Source organism: Halomonas zincidurans B6 (assembly GCF_000731955.1).
Classification (GTDB): domain Bacteria; phylum Pseudomonadota; class Gammaproteobacteria; order Pseudomonadales; family Halomonadaceae; genus Modicisalibacter; species Modicisalibacter zincidurans.
Genome location: NZ_JNCK01000001.1, coordinates 3,244,630 through 3,267,747 on the forward strand (window position 1 = coordinate 3,244,630; position 23,118 = coordinate 3,267,747).

18 protein-coding genes are annotated in these 23,118 nt (G+C 55.8%); 4 read left to right on the forward strand and 14 right to left on the reverse strand.

Annotation, left to right across the window (positions count from 1 at the left end; genetic code table 11):
* Window positions 1-7: 7 nt before the first annotated feature.
* From pglX (HALZIN_RS17985) to mobI, 11 genes are all read right to left on the reverse strand, one after another.
* Window positions 8-1,753: a BREX-1 system adenine-specific DNA-methyltransferase PglX gene (gene pglX, locus HALZIN_RS17985; RefSeq protein WP_150113128.1), complete on the reverse strand. Its 1,746-nt coding sequence runs from the start codon at window positions 1,751-1,753 to the stop codon at window positions 8-10.
* Window positions 1,746-3,857, reverse strand: coding sequence for an ATP-binding protein (locus HALZIN_RS0115245; RefSeq protein ID WP_031385050.1), 2,112 nt, complete (start codon window positions 3,855-3,857; stop codon window positions 1,746-1,748). Before HALZIN_RS0115245 ends, pglX (HALZIN_RS17985) begins: the two co-directional genes overlap by 8 nt.
* Window positions 3,854-5,233 carry an SIR2 family protein gene (locus tag HALZIN_RS0115250; protein WP_031385051.1) on the reverse strand — a complete coding sequence of 460 codons (1,380 nt, stop codon included), beginning with the start codon at window positions 5,231-5,233 and terminating at the stop codon, window positions 3,854-3,856. The genes HALZIN_RS0115245 and HALZIN_RS0115250 overlap by 4 nt, the downstream gene beginning before the upstream one ends.
* Window positions 5,230-6,456 (reverse strand): Shedu immune nuclease family protein, encoded by a 1,227-nt coding sequence (locus HALZIN_RS0115255; RefSeq protein ID WP_031385052.1) that lies wholly within the window; start codon window positions 6,454-6,456, stop codon window positions 5,230-5,232. The genes HALZIN_RS0115250 and HALZIN_RS0115255 overlap by 4 nt, the downstream gene beginning before the upstream one ends.
* A 118-nt stretch (window positions 6,457-6,574) precedes the next feature.
* Entirely contained in the window at window positions 6,575-8,377 is a 1,803-nt protein-coding gene (pglX, locus tag HALZIN_RS0115265) for a BREX-1 system adenine-specific DNA-methyltransferase PglX (RefSeq protein WP_031385053.1), read from the reverse strand.
* Between the two features lie 84 nt (window positions 8,378-8,461).
* Window positions 8,462-10,135 carry an ATP-binding protein gene (locus HALZIN_RS0115270; protein WP_031385054.1) on the reverse strand — a complete coding sequence of 558 codons (1,674 nt, stop codon included), beginning with the start codon at window positions 10,133-10,135 and terminating at the stop codon, window positions 8,462-8,464.
* Between the two features lie 40 nt (window positions 10,136-10,175).
* Window positions 10,176-13,757: a BREX system P-loop protein BrxC gene (gene brxC, locus HALZIN_RS0115275; protein WP_031385055.1), complete on the reverse strand. Its 3,582-nt coding sequence runs from the start codon at window positions 13,755-13,757 to the stop codon at window positions 10,176-10,178.
* 43 nt (window positions 13,758-13,800) lie between these two features.
* On the reverse strand, window positions 13,801-14,412 hold the full coding sequence (locus HALZIN_RS0115280; RefSeq protein WP_022988851.1) for a DUF1788 domain-containing protein: 612 nt from the start codon (window positions 14,410-14,412) through the stop codon (window positions 13,801-13,803).
* Entirely contained in the window at window positions 14,409-15,023 is a 615-nt protein-coding gene (locus HALZIN_RS0115285) for a DUF1819 family protein (RefSeq protein WP_031385056.1), read from the reverse strand. The genes HALZIN_RS0115280 and HALZIN_RS0115285 overlap by 4 nt, the downstream gene beginning before the upstream one ends.
* On the reverse strand, window positions 15,020-15,229 hold the full coding sequence (locus HALZIN_RS0115290) for a helix-turn-helix domain-containing protein (RefSeq protein ID WP_031385057.1): 210 nt from the start codon (window positions 15,227-15,229) through the stop codon (window positions 15,020-15,022). Before HALZIN_RS0115290 ends, HALZIN_RS0115285 begins: the two co-directional genes overlap by 4 nt.
* Before the next feature lie 250 nt (window positions 15,230-15,479).
* A complete protein-coding gene (mobI, locus tag HALZIN_RS0115295; protein WP_031385058.1) occupies window positions 15,480-16,082 on the reverse strand; it encodes a conjugative transfer protein MobI(A/C) in 603 nt (200 codons plus the stop codon).
* Window positions 16,083-16,827: 745 nt separating this feature from the next.
* On the opposite strand from mobI, the gene HALZIN_RS17675 reads away from it, so the two are divergent.
* The 3 genes from HALZIN_RS17675 to HALZIN_RS17680 are packed head-to-tail and all read left to right on the forward strand — an operon-like array spanning window position 16,828 to window position 18,990.
* Window positions 16,828-17,019, forward strand: a complete 192-nt coding sequence (locus HALZIN_RS17675; RefSeq protein WP_031209892.1) for a helix-turn-helix transcriptional regulator — start codon at window positions 16,828-16,830, stop codon at window positions 17,017-17,019.
* A gap of 11 nt (window positions 17,020-17,030) precedes the next feature.
* Window positions 17,031-18,755: a DUF927 domain-containing protein gene (locus HALZIN_RS0115300; RefSeq protein WP_022987608.1), complete on the forward strand. Its 1,725-nt coding sequence runs from the start codon at window positions 17,031-17,033 to the stop codon at window positions 18,753-18,755.
* Window positions 18,748-18,990: a helix-turn-helix transcriptional regulator gene (locus tag HALZIN_RS17680; RefSeq protein ID WP_023008356.1), complete on the forward strand. Its 243-nt coding sequence runs from the start codon at window positions 18,748-18,750 to the stop codon at window positions 18,988-18,990. Before HALZIN_RS0115300 ends, HALZIN_RS17680 begins: the two co-directional genes overlap by 8 nt.
* Before the next feature lie 10 nt (window positions 18,991-19,000).
* On the opposite strand, the gene HALZIN_RS0115305 is transcribed toward HALZIN_RS17680, so the two are convergent.
* Together HALZIN_RS0115305 and HALZIN_RS0115310 are read right to left on the reverse strand one after the other, a co-directional pair.
* A complete protein-coding gene (locus tag HALZIN_RS0115305; RefSeq protein ID WP_031385059.1) occupies window positions 19,001-20,242 on the reverse strand; it encodes a tyrosine-type recombinase/integrase in 1,242 nt (413 codons plus the stop codon).
* A 186-nt stretch (window positions 20,243-20,428) separates the two neighbouring features.
* Window positions 20,429-21,292, reverse strand: coding sequence for a YicC/YloC family endoribonuclease (locus tag HALZIN_RS0115310; RefSeq protein WP_031385060.1), 864 nt, complete (start codon window positions 21,290-21,292; stop codon window positions 20,429-20,431).
* Between the two features lie 155 nt (window positions 21,293-21,447).
* Here HALZIN_RS0115310 and rph point away from each other — a divergent pair, with 155 nt between their 5' ends.
* Window positions 21,448-22,185, forward strand: a complete 738-nt coding sequence (gene rph / locus HALZIN_RS0115315) for a ribonuclease PH (RefSeq protein ID WP_031385061.1) — start codon at window positions 21,448-21,450, stop codon at window positions 22,183-22,185.
* Between the two features lie 105 nt (window positions 22,186-22,290).
* Here rph and HALZIN_RS0115320 read toward each other — a convergent pair whose 3' ends face one another.
* Entirely contained in the window at window positions 22,291-23,058 is a 768-nt protein-coding gene (locus HALZIN_RS0115320) for an exodeoxyribonuclease III (RefSeq protein ID WP_031385062.1), read from the reverse strand.
* Window positions 23,059-23,118 lie beyond the last annotated feature (60 nt).

The window sequence follows — 23,118 nt, forward strand, 5'->3', positions numbered from 1 at the left end:
TGTGCTCCTAGCCAGAGAGGCCGGTAATCTTCTTTAAAGCTTCGCCAAATTTCGGATAATTGGTCTTCACCCCGTCATCGAGATCAATTTCCACCTGCTCGGTAGCCAGGGGATAAAGTACATCCCGCTCGTAGTCATCCAGCTCGGCGAGGATTTTGTTGATCTTCTCGATCTCTTTCAGGGCCTTGGTCTTCTCACCCTGGGAAGCCCCAGCACTGATACTGACGGCTTCCAGATGGCTTTTTCGGGCTTTCAGCTTCTCGTCTTTGAAATCGCGCAGATACTCCAGCACCGTGCCTACTGTGTGGGGCTGGTAGCGGTGCACATAAATCAGCGCATTGAAGGAACCTTTGGGTGAGGAGAACAACCAGTAGATGGGCCGTTTCTTGTAACGGCGCACGTGGTCGTTGTAGAAGTCTTTCAGGAAGTATTTGCGGATATCCTTGCCTAGTGCCTGCTCGACAAAGCGGAGGTTTTCGTCATAGTGTTCTTCGCCAAAGGCGATGCGCAGGAATTCACGGAAGCGCTCGGTTATATCGTCGGTGAACCAGTCACCGTCGAGCATGGGGATGACGTTATCCTCATCTGCCTGGAAGCTCGGCTCTGGGATCTGCTTCAAGTAATCATCTACGGTCTCACCCTGATTGGCGAGAATCAGGCCCGGTTTGTCCAGCGCGTACCGGCCAAATATGCAGCCCACGGCGTAGGAGACCATCTCGCGCATAGTGTCGCCCAGCAGCAGCGCCTCCAGCTCTTCCTCACTTTTACTGTTGCCGTAGCGGTAGTGGGGGTTGCAGGTCAGAGTGACCTCCTCCAGCGGTACATCTGGTGTCAGCTCATTCTGCAGACCGTAGGCATCGATGAAGATTCGGTTATTCTCTTCCTCCAAGCGTTGCATTTCCTGTGTTCTTTTGCGCCAGTGAGAGCGGAGCTTTTGGTAGGTCCTTTCTAAACTAGGCTGCCAGAAATCAGCATTCAGTAGGGGTAGATTAGAAAAATCCCACGAACCTTCATAGGAATCCCAATCTCTGGCTGCGATATCGATAAGCGTTATTGAGTTGGTTTTTGGAAATACCTCTAAGACGGGTAGCTTCTGGATTGCTCCGACTTCGTAACTCAAACTCTGGCTAGTAAACGAAAGAAGATAACTAGTAACTTTGCTATTCAAAAAACCAATAGCATTACGCAGATCAAAATCAGATGTAGAAAACAATCCAGGCCCTTTATGGCCAAATATTTGCCCCGGATCCTGCCAACGAAATGATGGCATGCCGCCAGATATAAGTGACCATGCAACCATTTCCTTGAAGTAAAACTTTATGTTTTTTATCGTTCGAGTGACAGAGCCATACAGAGATTCCGCATACTCTTTCACTTCTGAACCATCGTTTTCCCAATTAATAATAAATTCGTTATTTCCATACCATCGTCTTACGGCACCACCTTTAACAAAAGGGATCCACTTCTTGAGTGAACGGTCGTCTTCATTATCTTCAGAAGTTTTTAATGCGCAATCGTTAATCGCCACTTCATGCCACAGCCGAAGAAATCGTTGATCATCACTCGTTGCAAGCCCTTGTCTTGGGGAGGAGATATCACCCAAATACCCACCACTTGAAAAAAGTTTTACAGCCCGCTGGCTTACCCAGTAAGAGATTGGGTTGCCAGGGATCTTCTTAAAATCCGCGGCAGAGGCCTGGAAGAAATAGTTGTCAATAGGTTGACTGGTATCGCTTGCCTGTCTGTTACTCATCGCCTTTCTCCGAATCTAGCTCCTCAGCTGATATATTGACCTGCTGCCAATCATCCGCAATCGCCTTCCAATCTACCTCGCGCTCGACTGTCTCGCCGTCACTATCCTGACCTGACCATACGGCCCAAAAATCAGGATCATCCGATTTTGGTCGATGATGCTCAGGAAGTTGGTTCATCTGCACCAGTACCGGCAGCTCCGATGCCCAGCCGAGCAAAATGGCGTGTCGGGAGGGGAGCGAGGGCAAGTCCCGCAACAGGCCTCGCAAATTATCGGGCACAAGCTTGTGGACCAACTCCTGGTCGCGGTCGTTACTGATGCGATGCATCAGGAAACTATTGCACTGAGAAAGTACTGTGGGAGAAAGCTCACTAGGACGTTGCGAGGACAGCACTAAGCCCAACCCGAACTTGCGGCCCTCGCGGGCTATCTTCTCAAATATCTGGCAGCAAATAGTTGCCGAATTCTGATTTTCAGCGCCGTCGTTATAGCGCTTAATGAAGGTATGTGCTTCCTCCATTACCATTACCGTAGGTAAGATTTCGCCTCGGTTCAGGTTGCGGTAACGTTGCTGCGCCTCCAGTGTCATGCGGGCGATGACTGCAGTGATGATATGCACTACCTCTGCCGGCACCAGTGAGAGGTCAATTACGGTGATGGAACCATTAGATGCTTGGTTATCTCCAATATGGCTCTCAAGCCATTCGGCCAAGGATGCCTCTTCAGTACCCGTAACGATTCGTTTGACCCTTGCATCCGATAACATGGTCCGAATACGCATAATCAGAAAATCGAAAAACTGCGCATTAGTTTCTTGGCCTGCCAGTGCCTCTAAGTGATCGGCGAACTGAGCGCCGTCAAATTCTATAGGTGAGTCCTCATTAGGACCTTCCTGATAAACTGCTCCACCTAAGGTAGTGAGGAATCTTTGAAAATGAGCGATAACTTCTTCTACCGCTGTCGCTGGAAAATCGTTGTATCCAGTTTGGCCGTTCTGTTTACGGAACGTTTGTCGTGGGCGATCCAGTAGGGATTGCACCTTAGAAGCAAGAAATTCCAAGCTCTCCCTTTGATCAATGAACTCACGTGAAAATGCTTCAAGATCCTCAATAAATATCGGAAGCTTGGGTCCGAACTTCCAGCCCTCATACGTTTCACCGTTACGGACTTGCGACTTCAAAGTGATAAGGATGGAACTGAGTTTTCGGCGTAGAAGGAACACAGTATCTTCGGCGGCTTCGGAACTACTGCGCATTTCCCGAAGAGCTCTGCGTAGCAGCGGCCGTTGTGCACGTTCACTCGCCTGAGTAAATGCACTCCACTCTTCGCTATTCCAGAACCATAGCGGCACTTGCAGTTGTTCGATGCCTTCACTGGGCTCGACGGCACATACGCGCACATCACCCAGTCCTTCAAACGCATTAGCGTACTCTCCATTCGGATCGAGTACGATGAAGCGGGCGTTTGGCTTCTCGCCCCGTTTCCTTTCTGCGGCTTCCAAAGACCAACGGATCAAGCCGGCAACCGAGCAGGATTTTCCGCTACCAGTGTTCCCGAGGACAGCCAAATGGCGACCGAACAACCGGTCCGGGTCAACCGCGACTTCAGCGTTCGCGGCCAGCGGGCTGGTGCCGATTATTACGTGGCGGTTATCGCCTGACTCGACGATGGCGCGTAGTTGATTTTGTGTGGGGAGCACGACCGAATCACCCACGGTGGGATAGCTCTCGACACCGCGTCGGAAACGATATTTCTCTTGGCCGCTCGCTTCGCTGCCATCGTAATACAGACAGCCCAATGGATTCAGGCTCATCTTGCGCAGAGGATAAGGCAGGTCCACTAGGCCAAAGTCCTGCATGCCTCGGCGTTTGGGATACTGCGAGCGCTCGATAGTGATCCACTCCACTTGGGCGACCATGTGGCCTTCGTCACTGGGGATCAGCACATAGCCGTTAATGCGAGGAAATGGACGCGGTGTGCCCGTGTTGAGGGCAACACCATCGGGAGCATCTATTTCCAGCAGGACTTTAATTTCATCGGGCGAGACAAAATCAATGGTTCCGATGCGCAGAGAGTCAGCGTAAGCCAGTGGAGACAGGCTCATAGCGAGTCCCCCCTTTCAGTAGGCTGATCCTTTCCTGACGGGTTTTGATCACCTGGCCGTTCCGTTCCCCATCGTTGCTTAAGCAACTCGCTCATACGGAAAGTCGTCTTGTCGATGGCGGCCTTGGGCAAGTAGTTTTCAGTCAGTGTGCTCAGGTCGGCCAGTGCCGGACCGATCAGCAAACTAATTTGTGATGGCCTGCCTATCTCCTTGTAGGTCTGCATGATGCGACCGAGCGGGTCGTCGTAAGAGATAACGACCAGATGGGTTGAGGGGATGGTGAGCATATCTCGGATTACGCGATTGATATGCTCATCGCCAAAACTGTAACCGTAGGTCACCAGTGTACTGTTAGGACGGCATACGGCTGCTGCGAGATCGCGAAACAGCTCCACGTAGGGGTAATCTGCGGTTTCTCTATCCTTGGCTGCGTTTGGATAGATCATTAATTTCTGGGCAGTGGCGTCACCAAGACCAGGGGCTTGTAAATAGGGTTCGACGCTGCCGGCGCCGAAAGGCAAACCGAAACGGCGAATGTCTTTGCCGGTCTGCAACCAGTCCACCGAGCCATGCAACTTGGTATAGCGCGCTACGCCTTCCAGATAGCGTGGCTCACCGCGAATACCGGGTGGGTTGTAGTGCATGTCCAGATCCAGACGCGAAGAGCGGAAGATCGGCATGAGGTTGCCCAGAAAACGGTCCAGCAGGTGCAATCCAGCCAGCTCTGCTCCGGCTTCTATCAGCCGGTCGTAGTTGGTGGTAAAAATGTTCAGGCGATCACGAACCCCGGTGCGGCTTGCAAAGCTCATCAGAAAGGTGACCAGCGTATTGAAAGCCTGCTCGCGCCTTGCTTCTTCCGACGAAGCAATTGACGTTTCGTTTTTCAGTATCGAGGCTGAAAAATCCTCAAGGGTTTTTTCGATACGCTCTTTCAACGCTCCGCTCTTGTCCGATTCGACGATTTCCATGCCACGCAGTAGTTCGTTCGCAACACGCAGATCATCCTCGATATTGGCTTCCGCTCGCCCCACCTTGGGCGCTTCTTTGTCTGCCGCTGCAAAAATTTTCTCGCCTAGATCACCAAAGTCATATCCAGATCGATCCATTCCATGTGCACCAGAGCCCGTAGCAATACGGTGCACGGCATGGGTTATTCCGGAACCAATCAACAGCGAGAGGTGCTCCGACTGGACCAGTGAGGTCAGCCAAGGCTCGATGCGGTTTCGCAGATCTTTCTGATCGAACTCTTCAGACTTCAACCAGGAAGCATGTGTTCCCGCCTGTAGCCTAAAATTGTCGCCGTCCGACGCAAACTGAAGTGGCCCATGCTCATCTCGAACCTTGAGGATATTAAGCGGTTCTTTTTTCTCGCTCATTGTGAACTCCCTCCGGATACTCGCTGCTTCATCATGGCAATGATATTTTCCACTCTGCGCAGCAGATCATCGTAGGTCATGATGTCGACCATGTTGGCGTATTTGCGGCGGATGATTTCGAAGTCAAAACGCTGCTCATCAGTGAAGTCTTTGTCACGCCCCAGCAGGATGAGGGCCTTGGGATTTGTGATCTTCATTTGAATATCGACCGGGAGCTCGCTCTTGTGCTTTTTGTATATTTCCTGCTCACCGGTACAACCCCACTTGCTGAGGTGGAACAGGTACTTTTCGGCCTGCATGACGGCTCCGGCCAGTTCGGTTCTCGGTGTATGGTTGTCCCGGTACTTGTGGCGAGATAGCAATGCATTTGAAAAAGGCTTCTTGACCTCGATAATATCGACGCTTCCATTGGCATCAACCAGCATCAGGTCTATGTAGCGGTTGGTTGCCCGGCCCGGCTTCGAGTAAAAATCCTTGATCTGGACGTTTTCTAGAACAGCGATGTACTTGGGGAAGATGAAAAGCAACAGGTCCAGGATTTTCCTCTGCCAGTCCTTTTCCTGGTATTCCTCAGCTTCCCGCAGCATCTCTTTCAGCTCGGCGTGGATGTATTCGAACTTTTGCAGCTCGAAGGTCTCTAGAAGACCTCCCCGAGATGAGGTGACAAGCCTGGACTTTTTCTCCAAGTATTTGTTGAGGTGCCGCTCTGCATCCGAAAGGGTTCCGAAATAATCCTTCAGCACCCGGGCAATACGTGATCGGGCGTAGTGGGTCAGCTCAGTGCTTGTCGGAAATGTCTTCATAAGCTGATCAAAATCAGCCAGCGGAATCGCGCTTTCGTCAGCGCCACCTACTATGATGGGCTCATCGATCAACTCATCAATTTTGCGGAAAATCGAAATATCCCGGTTGGCAACAAAAGTTCGCGGCTCTAGCTTCATTGCCCGGTCGAGCCGCAAATCGTACTTCAGCCCCAGAACATCTTTGTTAACTTTGTAATAGTCACCCTCGGATACGCCCAGTACGAATACGCGTTCACTGTCGTCGTCAATCTGGAGCGGCTTGCCTATCGAGGCCAGACCGGCGTTTGTGAAGGTGAACGTTCTGCGCAGCGTGACGCTGCCATCATGTCTGAGCTTTTCATCCAGCCAGTGGGTATCGTTGAATCGATCAGGCTGGTAAGTCAGCAGCAAGCGGGCTTGTTCCTTGAATATCCCGATCACAGCCTGCCTCCTCTGTCCGCGTTTATTTCGCCCACAGTAGTGTTAGTGCCCGACAAGAACTTTATGGTCAGGTCGGTGACGGTGGCGAAATCGTCGGAGCGGAAATTACAGGTCATGCTTACCGGCTCCGCTCAACGGCCTTGGCCATCATGGCCATCTTCTCAGCTTCCGAATTGCCATCGACCAACCGGAGAAACGCGCCTCGATAGTGCGGCTTATGGGTGTTCTCTAGCACGAAAGCAGTCGTTGAGACCACTTCGCCACCGATGCTGTCAAAGGCTCGCGCTCCTAGATGGGCCATCGACAAAATAGTGTGCTGATCGAGAATGCGACCGCGCAAAGCCTCGAAGGAAGACAGAAACATCCAGCTCTGCATCGTGATCATGGCGACAGCGCCGCCAGTTACCGCCATATCCAGATTACGTTCTGTGAACATGGCAAACAGGTCGGACTTGCTCTTTGGGTAGTTCTCCTTGGCCCAGGCGCCAAGCCGTCCATTCATACCCTTACCGCCCATATAGGGCGGATTGGCGACGACCACGGCGTAGCGCGGGCTCAAGGCTTCGGCCATACGCAGTACTTTCAGTACTTTGCTGTGCGTGTCGGCCAGGAACAGGTTGCTACCCAGGTTCTTTGTCTCCAGCTCGGCCAGCACGTCAGTCACGTTGGTAAGCTTGGGCAAGATCAGGGAGCCGAAGCTGTCAGCTTCCTCGAACTGTTGCAAGGTTTCACGTAAGCCTTGGGTGAACAGGTCGCGGCCCACGGCGCTCATGTACTCTTCCAGTTCATCTGGAGTGAAGCTAACTTTTTCCAACACGCAGATGTTGGGCTTGATGCCTTTGTTGAAAAAACGCCGCTGACGCGCTCGGGCTTTCATGGTCAGAGCGAAGGCGGCCAGCTCACCGGCGCGTTCATCCAGCTCAATACCATAAAGGTTGTGTGTCAGGATCTTTTCCGGGATTTCGGACGGCTCGCAGCCTTCTTCTTCATAAATGGCGTAGAGCAGATCGAAAGCATAGGTCAGCATATGGCCGGAGCCGCAGGCTGGGTCGCAAACCTTGAGCTCTTCCGGGCCTTCGATTTTCAGAAAATCGGCCTCAGCCTCGTCCGGAGGAATGTAATACTCCATCTGATCCACCAAGGCTGAATTTGGTCTGTTAAGCATCCACAAGCGGCCGAGCGAGTTATCCACCAGGTATCGCACAATCCAGTGCGGCGTGAAAAGCTGGGTGGCGGCGGGGATATTGGCCGGTGTGATTTTCTGATTCTTCTTCAGCGCCTCGAATACTTGATCCTTTTTCTCAGAGATATAGAACTGGTACAGCCAGCCGATCACCTCAACATCCTCACAGGCGTCCGGCGTCATGGCTTCGCGGGTGTAGGCCAGAATTGAGTTACCCGAAAGCAAATCATCCGGCATCAACAGCTCGGTGTAGTCGTCAATACGTTCGAACAGGAACGGCATCGCGCTGTACCAATAGTTACAGGCCGCGACGACCAGCAGGCGATAGGCTTCCCCTTGGGGATCCTGGCTGGGCATTTTGCCATCGAGCAGGGCGAAGACCCGTTTTCGGGTGTTTTCCACGACCATCTCTTCATCGATATGGCCCATCTTGGCATCCGCCAGGATCTCGGGCTGAAACTGCCCCTCGGCGGGCGAGACCACGCCGATGCGGTTATATCGGTTCACGTCCATAAACCGCAGGGCTACGAGCCGGTTGAACCAGATATACGCCACCCGCTCGACAACCTGTCCTTTACCCTGCTCGGCTATCGCATCTTCCAGCTTTTTGATGGCCAATGGGCTTTCCCGCCGGGCGGGGCTTTCTTCGGCCAATACCAGCTTTAGCTTGGCGCCGACCTGTTCAATCAGGCTGCGGCGGGCGAACTGGGCGAATTTTCTGAGTTTTGCGGTTTCCATCGATTCATGCCTTGGTTTTGATCGTGACCGAGCGATATACGCTGACGCCTATATGAGCGCATATATTTACGCTGAGCGCATAAATTAACGCGCGCGCTTGTAAATAGCCCCTTTACGCTCGCCTATTTGCTCGATTTCTCCCCTTTTCTTCAATCTGGCCAACAACTTGTAGGCTTGATCCGGGCTGATATGGCACAGCTCAACCACGTCAGCACGCTTGATGCTGCCGTGCGTATCAATAAAGCTCATGACCATCTGCTCTTGCTGAATAGGATCAAACCCTGCCTGGCGCACATAGGCGGCCTTTTGCCCCGCCCCCCGGTACACCTTGGCGCTCAAGGTGTAGGTGCGGCCTTTTCCGGTGCCGTGGGCTTCCACCATGCCGGCTTCCACCAGTTTTTCCAGGGTGCCCCGGACCACGGTTTCGGGCTTCTGCACGGACTTGGCCAGGTCTGCCGTTCTTAAACGCCGTTCATTGCGCAGTCGGGACAGGATAATCAGGCTGTCAATGGGCATGGCGGCGCCGGTCTGTTCCTCGCGCTCGACGATCATGCGCAGGAACTCGGCGTCCGCGTCTGCCGCGCTCATACGCACAGAAACGGTGTGAGCGGACGACATGGAGTAGTCGGGAGCGGTACGCCCGTAACGGAGCATGCCTTCGAAGATCCGGTCGATGCCCCGGCCCGTGCGTTCGGCCAAGCCGATGCGCTTGATGATGTCGGCCAGCAATGGGTTACGGGAGCGAGGGTCAGCCACCAGCAGGTTGTCCAGATTAACGCCCTCCACAAAACCACCGGGATTGCTGATGCTCAGGCCGTCGTCGTCCAGTTTGACGTGTACGGCGCCCAGGGCGCTGTAGTCGCGGTGAACCAGAGCGTTCACGAAGGCTTCTCGGAAGGCCCGGCGGTCGAAGTTGGGGATGGGCACGCGAAACAGCCCGACCTGAATCTCCTCTTCCTCCACCCGGGCGCGGAATAGCACTTCGACCTCTTCGAAGGTCTCCAGCAGCGGTTTGCGGTAGAACTCATTGACCAACACATCGGTACCGCGCAGCACCTGGAAGGCTACCTCGTGGGAGGGCAGGTGTTGCCGGAGCTGCATTCCGTTCCCCAGCAGCAACAGGCCTGCAACCGTGGGGCGGCGCATGCCTCCCACGCTCACAGTCAGCCCCAGGGCGCCGTCCAGCTCATCGTCCGCCAGTGGCATCAGGCTCTGGTCGCCGCCGTACTTCTTGATGGCGTTGCGGATTCGGATGCGCTGAATCGGGTCCAGGTCCTCAACCGCCAGGTTTTCTACCGGCAACGCAGAGGGATCCGTCACCCCCAGGCTGGACTGGCGCTGAACAAACTCATGGGGGTAGAAGGGCACGGCCTCCGGAGTGCCGTCCATTCTCAGGCGCCGACGTTGCAGCAGGCCATCCGAGGTCGACACCAGCTGCCGGGACTTGGGAACCTGGATCCTGGCAATAGGTTGCCCCTCCAGCTCCAGGGCCTCAATGCGCACGGCCAGCGAGGGGATGGTCTTATTGGCAATCAGTGCGGGCAGGCCGGCGAGGTTGCGGTGGTTGGCATGCAGCCCAGTTGGGGTGCCGTCGTCTTCAACGCCCAGGAACAGGTCGCCGCCCTCGGTGTTGGCCAGGGCCACCACCGCGGCCACCAGATCCCGGTCCGGCAGGCTTTTGACGTCGCTCTTGAACTCGACGGCAAGGTTCTCGCCGCCGTGAATGAGTGCCTGGATTTCCTGTTCGGCTTGGTGCATGGCTATCCCCAACATCGACCGGTTAGACGGTTCGGCACGCTTAGATCTGGACCTTGCGTCCTTGCTGGACTTCTGCCAGCAGGGCTTCGCGCAGGGCATTCAGATAGCGGTCCACGTCACCCTCGTTGGCCAACCAGGCCTTGTCGAACGCGACACGGAGGTTGCGGGTGTGAACGTAGTCGGCGGGCGATTCCTTGACCTCGTGAGGCCCCCCGTCATTCTGGTCTTCACTCTGGCCACCTGGGGGCTGATCGGGGTCGTCTGCCGGTGCTGATTTCTGATTGGCCAGCGCCACCATTTTGCCCAGCAGCTTCTGGTAGCCCTCTTCTTCAAAGTACCGGGTCCGGTCCTTGATCACGGCAATCAGGCGCTCCTGTCCGATGTAATCGACCAGATCCCGGAACGGTTTATTGAGCTCATCCTGGCGCGGTTCCGGCAGGGACTGGTATTCGTCCATGCTCTGCATGCGCTCCTGCATGGTCTTCAGGGACGTTTCTGCCTGGGAGCGGGTTTGCTGCACTTTCTCGTCGATGCGCTCTTGCAGGCTATCCAGTTGGCCCTTGAGCTGCTGAATGCGATTCCCTTTGTAGCAGTTGGGGTCGTTCAGGATGGTGCGGATCTGCTCGATCTCATCCCCGGACACATAGATGAAGTTAGGCTCCTGGCTCTGCAGGAGGGACCGAGCCTGGTTGTAGATGTCTTTTTGTGAGCCCCCCATGAATTTGCGGATGGGGTCGATGACATCTTCTTTCAGGTCCAGCAGTTGGTCTTCCTGCTTGCCCAATTCCGTCAGGTGCCAGGTGTAGGGCTTTCCGGCGACTTCTTTCAGCGTCACCAGGGCAGGTTTCAAGGCATTGAGAAACGGGTACTGGTCGACCTGCGCTATCCTCCGGTCCAGGTCGTGGTACATGTCCTGGAAGGCTTCGCCGGCCTCTTTACCCAGGGCCTTGGCTTCGCTGCTGCGGGGCGGGCTGTCGAAGAAGTCCTCGTAGAATGACTTGAGGGCTCGGACCTGAGAGGCGGTGAACTCAATCTGTGGTTCCAGCACCACGTTGCCGTGGCCGTGAGTGTTACGCAGGGCGCGCTCCAGCTCGCTGTCCTCCAGGATATTCCCGTCGAGACGAACTTCCACCTTGCCACGGGCACACAGGTTGGCCAGGGTGCAGAGAATCGCGGCGTAATACCAGCCGTAGGGTTTGCGTTCGAACTTTTCCAGCAGGCTCTTGAGGGTGGTGCGAACACCGCCCCGGTTGTTGCTCTGAATGAACGCCAGCACCTCCTGCTCGGATTCCGCCAGGGCCGTGGCGTCGTTACCGAAAAGGCCATCGTCTGTACGGTTGAGGCAATTGCTGATGTCGTTTTCCGCGTAGGAAACGCCGCGCAACATGCGGAGGTTGGGGTAAGCCCGTGAAATCAGCTCATGGAAGCCCCGAATAATGCGGGTCTGGGGGTCCTCATTCGCCACTTCCACATCAGCGCCGCCAATGAGCAACTTGGACTTGCCAATGAGGGTCTGAACCTGCTGCCGGAGCCTGGCCTCGCGCTCACGGTTCTGAAAGCCCTTGTCATTCAGGATCCGCTTGACGGCTTCCTGCTGGGTAACGGAGATGTTCTGCTTGATGTACTTCTCGGTGCGCTTGAACATGAGCAGGTCCCGCACCAGGCGCTCGTCCGACGGCATGAGCACGAACAGCTCGTCCGCCTTGTAGGTCGAGGCTGTACGGAGCATTTGCTCGTTGTCAGTATGCTCGTGGAACGGGCTGATGACATTGATCGAGAGCTCGTATTCACGCCCATGCAGACGATCATCCAGTTTGCGCGAATAGGAGTAGTCCTGCCCCTGGTTTTGGGAGGAACCGGCGTCATAGCGGATTTTGCGCTGTTTTATAACAAAGTCGAAAACGATCTTTTCCAGCTCGTCCGCAACGTCCGATGACTCAACCTCTGTGTTCTTGATCTCCTGCTCGACGTCCTTTTCCTCGTCCGTCAGGTACTCATACTGGTCCCCGTTTCTCTGTATGTAGGTCTGCTGCTCCAGAAGGCTCAGGGCTTCCTCGACCTTGGTGCGAAGTGCCGGCAGATCCTGATCGAAGGCATCCAGCATCAGCACGCAAAGGTTGCGCACCGTGGGCTTGAATTCCTTGACATATTTGACCAGGAACAGGGCCTTCAGCAACCGGATAGCGAAGGCATTATCGAGGTGGTTTTCGGCCTGAATAATCGCCCGCTGTATTTGTGATTTCAGTGCGGAGCGGATGCCTTCAAACATCAGGTCAAAGGTGGCCAGCTGGCCCACCTCATGGTTGCCGATGTGGATGGCCACCTGCTGGAAAACCCCCAGCATGGAGCGCTCACCGACAGAACTGTGTTTACCCTCGAAGGCGTTGTGCTGCGACAGGTTCTGGATCGCCGATTGAAACAGCGCGAACTGGTAGGGGACGAAGGGGTAGCTGTGGATGAAGTGGTCCCTGTCCCGGAAGTTCCGGTAGGTGGCCGATCCATCCGCGAAGTCAAACAGGGTTTTGAAGTTGTTTGCCTGCGCGTGATAGACGTCCGACAGCTGATTGACACCATCTTCGGTCTTTGTCAGCAGGCGTTTCTGGATTACTTCCGCGACGTCCGCGCTGGAGAGCTTCATGCGGTTATTGAACCGCGCCTGAATTTTCGAGAAGTCGTGGCCCTGCTGCTTGCCCATTTCGCCAACCACGTTTTTCATTTCTTCCTGGGCGGTGACGATAATCCAGGCCCGGCCCCGACACTTGGTTGCGAGGCTCTCGGCAATAGTTTGCAGGTTGGTCATCAGCTTGGTGTTGTCGGCAATGTACTGGCCGACCTCGTCCACAAAGAAGTTCAGACGGAACTCTTTGTGGCCACCCTCTTTTGCCTGCTTCTCGATATAGGCATTCACATTGTCCGCGAAGTCTTCAATTGAAACGCGGTATTCGCTGCGGTACTTGTCCAGAATGCCCGCTGCCGACTGCGGGTCGCCACCGGTCACAGCGGCGTAGGCTTTGGCAATATTCGGGCCTTCCAGAAGGGCTTGCTCCCGGCCTTTCTGCCAGGGGCGGCCGGCGATGGCCTCGTACTCGGCTTTGAACTGCTCGTACAGGCCACGGCCGTCCAGATCGCGCTCAAACTGGGCGATGTGCCCTTGTTTGCCGTAGTAGCCGCACATTTCGTCAAAGACTTTAACGAACACGGCCAGAAGCGCATCGATCTGGGTTTTGCTGATGACATCGGCTTTCTGATCGATGTTGAACAGAATGCTTTTCGCCGGTATCGAGACAGCTCGCTTCAGGTCGCCCCGGAGAATTTCATTCTCGCTGCACTTGGGAAGGAACAGGTCCAGGGTTGTAGCACCGTCCATTTCCCGGTTTTCAAGCAAAAGGGCCAGCATCTTGAGGAGGTGCGACTTACCTGAGCCGAAGAAGCCGGATACCCAGACCCCGTTCGCCCCTTCGTAGTTGTTGTAGGCGTCCAGGAACTCTTCGAGGCGTTTCTCGACTTCGTTGGTCAGTACGTATTCTTCAATTTCGAGGCGAAGACTGGCTTCATCGTCGGCTTTGATAACGCCTTCAATGGGGCGGTCAACGGGCTTTAGAAAAATATTCTTCAATGTCATTGTACTTTCCCTTAATGATTACGCCTCGAATCGTATCGTCCGCTCAGGCTTCGTAATGAAAGATGTTGAACGCACGGTAGTACTTGTCGTCATGCAGCCTGCCGAACAGATCCAGAGATGCACCGGTTTCCAGCGAGTGGGTATAGGAGCCCGGGAAGAACATCACCGTTGGCTGGTCTTTGGCGGTGCTCTGCAAGTTGTTGAGCACGTTGTGGGAGCGTATGTAGGGGAAGACCTCCCCCACCCCTGAGAGAAACAGCACGTCAAACTCAACGGACTGGAGCTTTGCCGCAATAGCGGGCACCAAATGGGCTTCCGGGTCCAGCACTCCCTGTAGCAGTTCTTTCAGCTGATCCTTTGAGACCGTGGGCTCGAGCTCCAACACCTGCTCCCAGATGTCTCTTTCTTTCAAAATATCGACGGCCAGGTCATACAGATTGATGCTCAGGATCCGGATGCCCGCCTGCTCCAGTCGGTTAACCAACTGCCGCTGAAGACGCTCCATTTCGACCGCTTCTTCAGGCCGGTAGGGACAGATGAAGAAAGGCACTTCATTACCCAGCCCCTGTTTGTTCAGGAATCGCTGGCCGGAAACCACGCTGAACAGGTGCTGGAGTCGCTCCTGCATCGGCATTTTGGCAATGTCCTTTTTCAAGCTGACATCCCCCTGATATCGGATTCATAGACTGGGAAGTAGAAAAACTCGTCAGGATTGTTCTGACGCAGCAACTCAACCAGCCTGGGGCTTAGCAGAACTGCGTTTATGGTTTTGTCCTTAGCTAACAACCCTGCCTCCCGCAGCATTCTGAACAGGACCTGTCGCAATTTATCGCGCGTTGAGGCGCTGGCATTATCCAGTTCGTCATGCCATTCCGATTTACGGTTATAGAAGGCATCGAAATCCTCAAAACTGAGATCCAGCTTCATCGCGACAAACCGTTCGCGTAGCACTTCCACCGCAAAGTCCGCGATAAAGCGGTACAGGCGGCACACGGCAACCCACAGAAGGTGAGCCTGGTCCTGGTGGTTTGCCTCGGCCAGGAAAGTCAGTTCGCTTTCGGTCAATGTCTTCAGGCGTGCAATCGCCTCTCTACAGGTGCGCTTTGCCGTGCTTTCCGTTCTGGCCTGTAGCAGGTTGTCATGTAGAGCTTGAGCCCGCACCTCTTCCCAGTCACGGAGCGACAGGTACAGATCGGCCAGCTTCACCGATTCTCGGTGATACAGGCTGCCGGACGTGAAGGAGATGCGATACCGGCCTTGGGTCATTCGGAACGCTCGCCCCTGCTCGTTTCGGCGGCTCCACCGCCCTTGACCCACTCATCCACTTCGATTTTTTTGAACTTCCAAAATCGCCCCATGCGGTGGGCGGGCATTGCGTGCTTGTCGATCCAGCGGTACACGGTGTCATTGCTGACACCGAGGTGCTTGCCAATTTCGTCTACAGATAACCAGCGATCTTCCATCTCGGCCATGTTTTCGCTTCCTATGGGCGATGGTGTTGCCACCTCATCTGAGGTGGCACGGTCTCATGGGCGAAGCAGCCCTACACTACATTGACTGATCAATGTATAGAGGTACCACGCTGCATTCAACCGATTTGACCCGGATAGACCAGCAAAGAACGGCATATATAGCCACCTGAAATCTGGGCGATCCCATCAATAGCCCCACGCAATCAGCACCTGCGGTGTGAGCGGCATGCCTTTTACCGCCAAACAGCCCTCATCCCTCCTCGCTTGAGGGGCTTGCACTCCCGCTGGCAGCCTCCTTCAGTCCACCGAGGTGCTCCTCCAGATCTTTCAGGAGGCGTTCGCTTTTCCGCACGATTCGACAAAGCTCCGCCTGGTTGGCATTGAGCCTTCGCAACATTTCAAAACCGTCCTCAGTTTCCATGATGAGCGGTTTCTCCCAATCCTGTGCCCGCGTGAAGGCTGGTTTGTGATAGCGGAACCGACCTTCTTTGCGGATGTACTCACTGAACACTGATCGTCCCTCGCCGCTCTTCTTCTGGACGAAGCGATTGTAGTACCAGGACAACTCCAGCTTTCTTCTCCGGAGTCGGACGCGGCAGCCGAAGTGCCCGGGATAGCCGGGTGTCTGGTCGGTACGATGCGCGATGTTGTGGGACCAGAAGTGATCACAGAGCCGCTGCGCCAGATAGCGGTACCTCGCTTGCTCCACGTCCGCTTGCTGGTGAATCGCCGTCAGAAACTGACGGCATTGCGTTATGGCGGCTTTGATACCACGTTGGTGGTTCACATTTTGGGCTCGGCTGACCGCCTCCCACTCTTCGCAGATTTCCTGGTGGGTCATTCGTTTGCTCATGGCTGGCTCCTCGCTATGGATTTGCCATCAATCGTAAGCAACTGAGTGCTTGGAGCTGCCATGCGCTTTTGCCTTTTTCGGACGAAAAGACGGGGTTGGAGGCAGATTCCTTCCCCAAGCCATGGGACCTTTCCATTCCTGTCCACGTAACTACCTGATTTGGGACTTTGCCGCTGCGCTCCCACACTCCATGAAATAGCTCGCATGGGCTGAAGGGTCCGCGTTCCATTATTTATTTGGGACCCACAGCTTTAGCTGCTGTGACGGTACCGGTATGCGGCGGCTTGATGGAAACGCACAGACCGTCGTCGCCACAAGGATTCCCTCTATTTCCTTAGGGTACGGACAAAGGGCTTGGCAGAGTCCTTTTGGAGCCCCGGTATGATGCGGGCCTGTTCGGCGAAATAGCAGGGTCTCGAGAAGGTTCTTTAAGAGGCTGTTTGGATCACGTCCAGCATTGACTTTCACATGTGAAAGTCAATGCGCATTACCGCTTCACAAAATGATGCCGTGATGGTAGCGGGTGACAGCGGTTGTTCACATTTTCACCAGATTTCGCCCGAAAACCGATGAGGCTCCCATGAAAATCGCCTTAATGACAGAAGTTAACCTTTAATTTCATCTAGTTATAATTTTTTCCTCTTTGCGCCCAAAATGGCCAATTTCACGGTTCTGGTCCTGACTCCTGATTACTAATAATCACTCCTGCCGTTAATCAACGAACCAGGAGTAGATAATGAAACACATGTTTTCTAGCGAGACCAACGAGCGCTTGCTCACATACGAAGAAGTGTGCGCCGTCACTCAGCTATCGCAAGCCACGCTACGTCGATACGTCCGATCAGGTCGCTTCCCCGCCCCCATCAAGCCAAACCCGCAAGGTCGAGCCGTCAGGTTTCGGATCCAGGATGTTAGAAACTGGCTGGATCGGTTGTGACGGAGGGGCAAATGAAATTTCAATTGAGAGACTCTGGCCTGTACTGCTTCAGCTCTGATGAATGGCAAAGAGTTGGTGGATGGATTGAGGTTATTGCCAGAACCCGACTCTCCAACAAGAAGCACGGTCACGGTGCGCTGCTGCAGTGGAAAAATATGGACAACGTCCTGCTCCGCGAGGTGGTGTATGCGCGCAACCTGAACGGCGATAACGCCCGACAGATACGGGAGCTGCTCGTGGACAGCGGCTATCCGCTGGAGCCTGGCAATATCAGTTGGGCACGACTACAACGCTACCTGCTTGAGGAAATGGCAAAGGCGCCGCCGGCCACAACCGTCGACCGTACAGGTTGGCACGGCCCCATCTTCGCGACGAGTAGCTGGACGGCAGGTCAGGCGGATGAGCAGCACTACTTCGTCGGGCAGCTATCAACCTCCCCTCTACTTCAGGAAAACGGTTCTCTCCAGGATTGGCAAGCTCAAGTGGGGAAGCTGTGTGAGGGCAACCCGCTGGCGATGTTCAGCATTGGGGTAGCCCTTGCGGCACCACTGCTGAAGCATGCGGAGATTGAAAATGGGGCTTTTCACTTCGGCGGCAATAGCTCCAGCGGTAAAACGACACTACTGCAGGCGGCCGCGAGCGTGTGTGGTGCACCAACGTTTGTGCGGAACTGGGTATCGACTGCCAATGGCTTGGCAGCCGTGGCTGCTGAGCACAATGACATGTTGCTGGCATTGGATGAAATTGGCCTGGCGCGCCCGGAAGATGTCGATGTAGCGACGTATCATATAATGACCGGTGCCAGTAAGTTGCGTGCGAATATATCAGGGGACCTTACTGCACAAACGCACTGGCGAACTCTGGCTTTAAGTACCGGTGAGGTATGGCTATCGGAAGTATTTCAGGAAATAGGCAAGTCGGTTAAAGCCGGCCAAGAAACCCGACTTGTCGAGATTCCGATTTTTGGGAGGTTTGGAGCCTTTGACAAGTTGCATGGATTCAACAGTGCCCAAGAGTTCGTGGACACGTTGAAAAGCCGTACCGGGCACTACCACGGCACACTGTTCCGGCACTGGCTCGAGCGTCTTACAGAAGATGTGAATGACCTACCCAGCTACATCCAGAATGAGGTTGCCCGGTTGACGGAGCAATGGAAGACCCCTCATATGGCTTCGCAAGTCGTCCGAGTGATCAGGCGGTTCGCACTGATCACCGCTGCACTATGCCTGGCATGTCGGAACTATCTCCTCCCCTGGACGGAAGCGGAGTCGGTTCGAGCAGTACACCAAGTCGTTGGAGCCTGGCTTCGGAGCCGGGGTCACATCTTCAATTCGGAGGAGTACCGCCTGTTGGCCCGCCTTCGCGATGCTATTTACAAATGGAATCACCGTCTCGTTGACATAGAGCGGGGGGATTACGGAAGAGCAATTGGTCTGCGACGCAAAGTGGCCGGTGAGACGCAGTGGCTGATACCCAAAAATACTCTTATCAAGGAGCTTGGCCTTCGAAGTCGATACACCCGGGAAATTGAGCCGCTGATCCAGAGAGATTTCCTGGAAACCAATGAACAGAGCCGTGGCACCATGAAAATCAAGCTACGGGATCGATCGGAGCGTTTTTTCGCCCTGTGGCCTGATCGCATCAAGGCGTATTGGGAAGCGCTACCGGATGGAGATGGACTTTCCCAGTTTCCCACTTATCCCAGTGTTGATTCGGAGGTAACGGAGAATGAGTAACAAGACCTTCAGTCCGCCTTCGGAGGAGGTGCGCGCCAAGCTGCTGGCTCGTTCTGGACAGTGTGAGCGGCTGGTTCGGGAGTCGGACCGTCGAGCGATTACAGCCGTCAGCCGGACGCAGTGGTGGACCTTGGAACGAAAGCGAGTGGCTCCGGCACGACTCAAGCTGGGATGCAACTCAGTGGCCTGGCGCCTGTCGGATCTGTTGGCCTGGATTGAGCAACAAGGGGCCTGATCTGGCCCCTTTACCCTCCAGAGCTGACTTCACCTCTCACGATGGGCGCCAGCCACTCGCAGAGCGCCTCGTGAGCCTTTCTTCGTTCTTCAAAGTACGCATGCTTGTTATAAACCCGGTCCGTCCGGTTGCCGGGCAGTTGATTCAGGCAGCGCTGAGCCAGATTGTCATCAAAACCAAGCTTGCCCAGCTTCGTCCTGGCCGTGCCACGCAGATCGTGGACGCGGCGCTTGTCGAATGAGAAGAGTTTTTTCTCAAAGAGCTTTTTGAGCGCATGGTTCAGCGTGTTTTCACACACATGCGGAGTCCGTGCCTTTTTACTGATCCTGCGAGCTGGAAATACCCACTCACTACCGCAGGAACGTACCTTCAGCTCATTCAGCCATTCCACGGCGGGCTCCGCCAACGGGATATCGATGGCCCTTCTCTTTTTGGTCCTTTCCTCGGGCAGGTACCAGATACGGTTCTCCAGATCGAATTCCGACCAAGGCGCTGCCAGAAGCTCCATTTTTCTCGTACAGGTCGCAATCAACAAAGCACAGGCCAGGTAGTTTTCACGGCTGAACTGCGCCGGAATAACCCGGAGCTTGTTGAAGAACTCAATGACCTCTTCCTCATTCATCGGGTAGTTGGCGGCCTTCTCCTCCCCACCGGCATCCCTGGGGCGGAATGGCGAGGCGGGATTGAACCGGGTGACGTCCAGTTTGATGCCATGATCAAACAGGTTCCTCAGCAGACGCATCAAGTCATTTGAGAGGGTCGGGCGGGGCTTATTGTCGTCATAGCCGTTAGCGACGTCGCGCAGAATTTCACTGATATCCACTGGCCGGATCTTTTCCAGCTCCACCTTCCCGATGCGCCAAGCCACCTCGCGTTCGTACAGGCTCTTCTCTTTCTGGTGGGACGCAATTTCTCGTTTGCGAAGCTCGTAGTAGTCCGCGTACAGGTCATTGAGCGTTTTGAAGGGGTTTTGGTTGACCTTCTGCCGCTCCTGAACCGGGTCAGCACCCTCACGCTTGATCGCCAACCTCAGCTTCGCCGCCTCATCACGGGCGTCGGCCAGTGACCAGTCGTCCACTTTGCCGATGGTGTATTCACGCCGGAGCTTGGTAGCTGGAGTGGTGTAGCGCAGCATCCAGTAAGCGTCGCCGCGCTTCGGGGTCATGAGGTAGAGGCCGTTGCCGTCGGCATGCCGAACGGATGGCTTCTCTTTGATCAATTTCTTGACGGTTTTGTCGTGTAGCTTGCCCACTTTCCTGCCTTAAAACAAATTGGGGAGTACAATCTCGCTGATACAATATAGCGAGAAAATACTCCCCAATCTACTACCCATCACTACCCAAACTTGGCAGAACTTGCACGAACGCGGTGACCGTCAAAATTACATAACTATTTGATTTTTAAAGTGCTAAAGAACAACGACAAACACCCAAGAACATCACTCTATGTTCTGCACCTGCTCTCTCATCTGCTCGATCAGCACCTTGAGTTCCACCGCGCAGCGGGTGGTGTCGGCGACCACCGCCTTGGAGGAGAGCGTATTGGCCTCGCGGTTGAGCTCCTGCATCAGGAAGTCGAGGCGGCGGCCGATCGGGCCTTTCTGCTTGAGCTGGCGTTCGATTTCGGCGATGTGGATTTCCAGCCGGTCTAACTCTTCGTCGACGTCGGCCTTCTGGGCGAGCAGGGCGATTTCGGCTTCGAGGCGTTGCGGGTCGAGCTCGGCCTTGAACGCTTCGAGGCGTTCGATCAGCTGGTTGCGCTGACGTTCGAGGATCTGGGGGAGCAGTTCGCGCACCGTGACGACCTGCGCGCGCACGCCGTCGAGCCGGCTGCGAATCAGCTCGGCGAGGCGTTCGCCCTCTCGGGCGCGCCCGGCGATCAAATCGTCGAGCGCGGCATCGAACAGTATCAGCGCCTCGCGCTTGACGGTATCGAGATCGGCGCCCCGGGCGTCGACCACACCGGGATGATCGAGCAGCGCCAGGGCATCGGGCATCGGCGCGTCGGGCAGCTCGGCGCGGACCTCGTGCAGGGCGCGGGACAGTTCGGCGAGACGCTCGCGGTTGACGCTCAGCGATTCGCCGGCGGCGGCGGGATCGAAGCGCAGCTGGCATTCGATCTTGCCCCGCGCCAGGCGGGTACGCAGGGCCTCGCGGAAGGCGGGCTCGAGGTCGCGCAGGCTCTCGGGAAGACGAAAATGCGGCTCCAGGTAGCGCTGGTTCACCGAGCGCAGTTCCAGCTGCAGGCTGCCCCAGGCGGCATCCAGGGTCTGCCGGCTGAAGGCGGTCATGCTATAGGCCATGCGAATTCCTCGAAGACAACGGTGAAAGAGTGCGTCCAGGCGGTTCGCCGGAACATTGCTCAGTGTAACGGATCGACGCGGGTCAAGCGTGTAGAATGGCCGTCCACCGGGAGCTTCGCTCCGACGATTACCCAGCCAAGCGATTGAGAGGTGACATGCGCCCAGCGGCCATACGACCCAGCGGACGACAGCCCGATCAGCCCCGCGAGATCCAGCTGATCCGCGACTATACCCGCCACGCCGAAGGTTCGGTGCTGGTGGCCTTCGGTGATACCCAGGTGCTGTGCAACGCCAGCGTCGAAGCCGGCGTGCCGCGCTGGCTGCGCGGCAAGGGCCAGGGCTGGATCACCGCCGAGTACGGCATGCTGCCGCGCGCCACGCACAGCCGCAGCGGACGCGAGGCGACCCGTGGCAAGCAGGGCGGACGCACGCTGGAGATCCAGCGGCTGATCGGCCGCTCGCTGCGCGCGGCGGTCAATCTCAAGAAGCTCGGCGAATTCACCATCACCGTCGACTGCGACGTGATCCAGGCCGACGGCGGCACGCGCACGGCGTCGATCACCGGCGGCTGCGTGGCGCTGGTCGATGCCATCCGCTATCTGCAGCGCGAGAAGCAGATCAAGACCGACCCGTTCAAGCAGCTGGTCAGTTCTGTGTCGGTGGGCGTCTACAAGGGCACGCCGGTGGTCGATCTCGACTACCCCGAAGACAGCGCCGCGGGTACCGACATGAACGTGGTGATGACCGAGGACGGCGGGCTGATCGAGGTGCAGGGCACCGCCGAGACGGCGGCGTTCTCGCGCGACGAACTCAACGCCATGCTCGACCTGGCCGAGAAGGCCGGCCAGAGCCTGTTCGAGCATCAGCGCGAGGCGCTGCAGATTCGTCGTTGAGCCTGACGCGGGTTCCATCGCCGCCCTGCGAAAACGCCGGCTCAGGAGCCGGCGTTTTCGTGGGCGCTCGAAGGTGACGGGCGACGCGAGACCGAAGAAGCGTGTTCAGAGCGTCAGGTCGTACTCGACGATCAGCGGGGCGAACTCGGAGAAGGTCGCCTCGCGGTCGATCCAGGCGTCGACCACGTGACGGCGGAAGTTGGGGCCGACGATCTGGTAGTCGATGCGCCAGCCTTCCTGACGGCTGCGCGGCACGTCCTGATCGAGCTTGGGCCACCAGGTGTATTCGCCGGCATCGCGGTTGACTTCGCGGAAGGTGTCGATGAAGCCGGTAGGGCCGAACATCTGATCCATCCAGGCGCGCTCCTCGGGCTTGAAACCGGGGGTCGTCTGGTTGTCGGCCCAGTTCGCCAGGTCGACGGTCTTGTGGGCGATGTGCCAGGTGCCGCAGATGATGTACTCGCGGCGCTTGCGGGCCATCTTCGACAGGTATTCCTGATACTGGCTCATGAAGCTCTGCTTGGCGGTGTAGTCGCTGCCGTCGGGCATCAGGAAGCTGGCGATGCTGAAGCGGTCGTAATCGGCCTGCAGGAAGCGGGCCTCGTTGTCGCACTGCTCGAAGCCCAGCCCGTACATGATCGCCTTGGGGATCTTGCGACAGTACAGGCCGACCCCGGAGAAGCCGTCCTGCTCGGCATCGAGGAAATAGCCCTCGTAGCCTTCGGGATAGAGGATGCTGTCGTCGAGCTCGAAACTCTTGGCCTTCAGGTTCTGCACGCAGACGACATCGACATCCTGATCGGCCAGCCAATCGAGAAACCCTCGCTCGACCGCGGCACGAATTCCATTGACGTTGATGCTGGCGATTTTCATACATGGTCCCTTTTTCGTCGCGCGTGTATGATACCTGAGCTTTCGACGTTTGGGTAAATG

Coding starts and splice junctions, on each gene's coding strand:
- pglX (WP_150113128.1), bottom strand. CDS start 1,753: ATGAGTAACAGACAGGCAAGCGATACCAGTCAACCTATTGACAACTAT.
- HALZIN_RS0115245 (WP_031385050.1), bottom strand. CDS start 3,857: ATGAGCCTGTCTCCACTGGCTTACGCTGACTCTCTGCGCATCGGAACC.
- HALZIN_RS0115250 (WP_031385051.1), bottom strand. CDS start 5,233: ATGAGCGAGAAAAAAGAACCGCTTAATATCCTCAAGGTTCGAGATGAG.
- pglX (WP_031385053.1), bottom strand. CDS start 8,377: ATGGAAACCGCAAAACTCAGAAAATTCGCCCAGTTCGCCCGCCGCAGC.
- HALZIN_RS0115270 (WP_031385054.1), bottom strand. CDS start 10,135: ATGCACCAAGCCGAACAGGAAATCCAGGCACTCATTCACGGCGGCGAG.
- brxC (WP_031385055.1), bottom strand. CDS start 13,757: ATGACATTGAAGAATATTTTTCTAAAGCCCGTTGACCGCCCCATTGAA.
- HALZIN_RS0115285 (WP_031385056.1), bottom strand. CDS start 15,023: ATGACCCAAGGCCGGTATCGCATCTCCTTCACGTCCGGCAGCCTGTAT.
- HALZIN_RS0115290 (WP_031385057.1), bottom strand. CDS start 15,229: ATGGCCGAGATGGAAGATCGCTGGTTATCTGTAGACGAAATTGGCAAG.
- mobI (WP_031385058.1), bottom strand. CDS start 16,082: ATGAGCAAACGAATGACCCACCAGGAAATCTGCGAAGAGTGGGAGGCG.
- HALZIN_RS17675 (WP_031209892.1), top strand. CDS start 16,828: ATGTTTTCTAGCGAGACCAACGAGCGCTTGCTCACATACGAAGAAGTG.
- HALZIN_RS0115300 (WP_022987608.1), top strand. CDS start 17,031: ATGAAATTTCAATTGAGAGACTCTGGCCTGTACTGCTTCAGCTCTGAT.
- HALZIN_RS17680 (WP_023008356.1), top strand. CDS start 18,748: ATGAGTAACAAGACCTTCAGTCCGCCTTCGGAGGAGGTGCGCGCCAAG.
- HALZIN_RS0115310 (WP_031385060.1), bottom strand. CDS start 21,292: ATGGCCTATAGCATGACCGCCTTCAGCCGGCAGACCCTGGATGCCGCC.
- rph (WP_031385061.1), top strand. CDS start 21,448: ATGCGCCCAGCGGCCATACGACCCAGCGGACGACAGCCCGATCAGCCC.
- HALZIN_RS0115320 (WP_031385062.1), bottom strand. CDS start 23,058: ATGAAAATCGCCAGCATCAACGTCAATGGAATTCGTGCCGCGGTCGAG.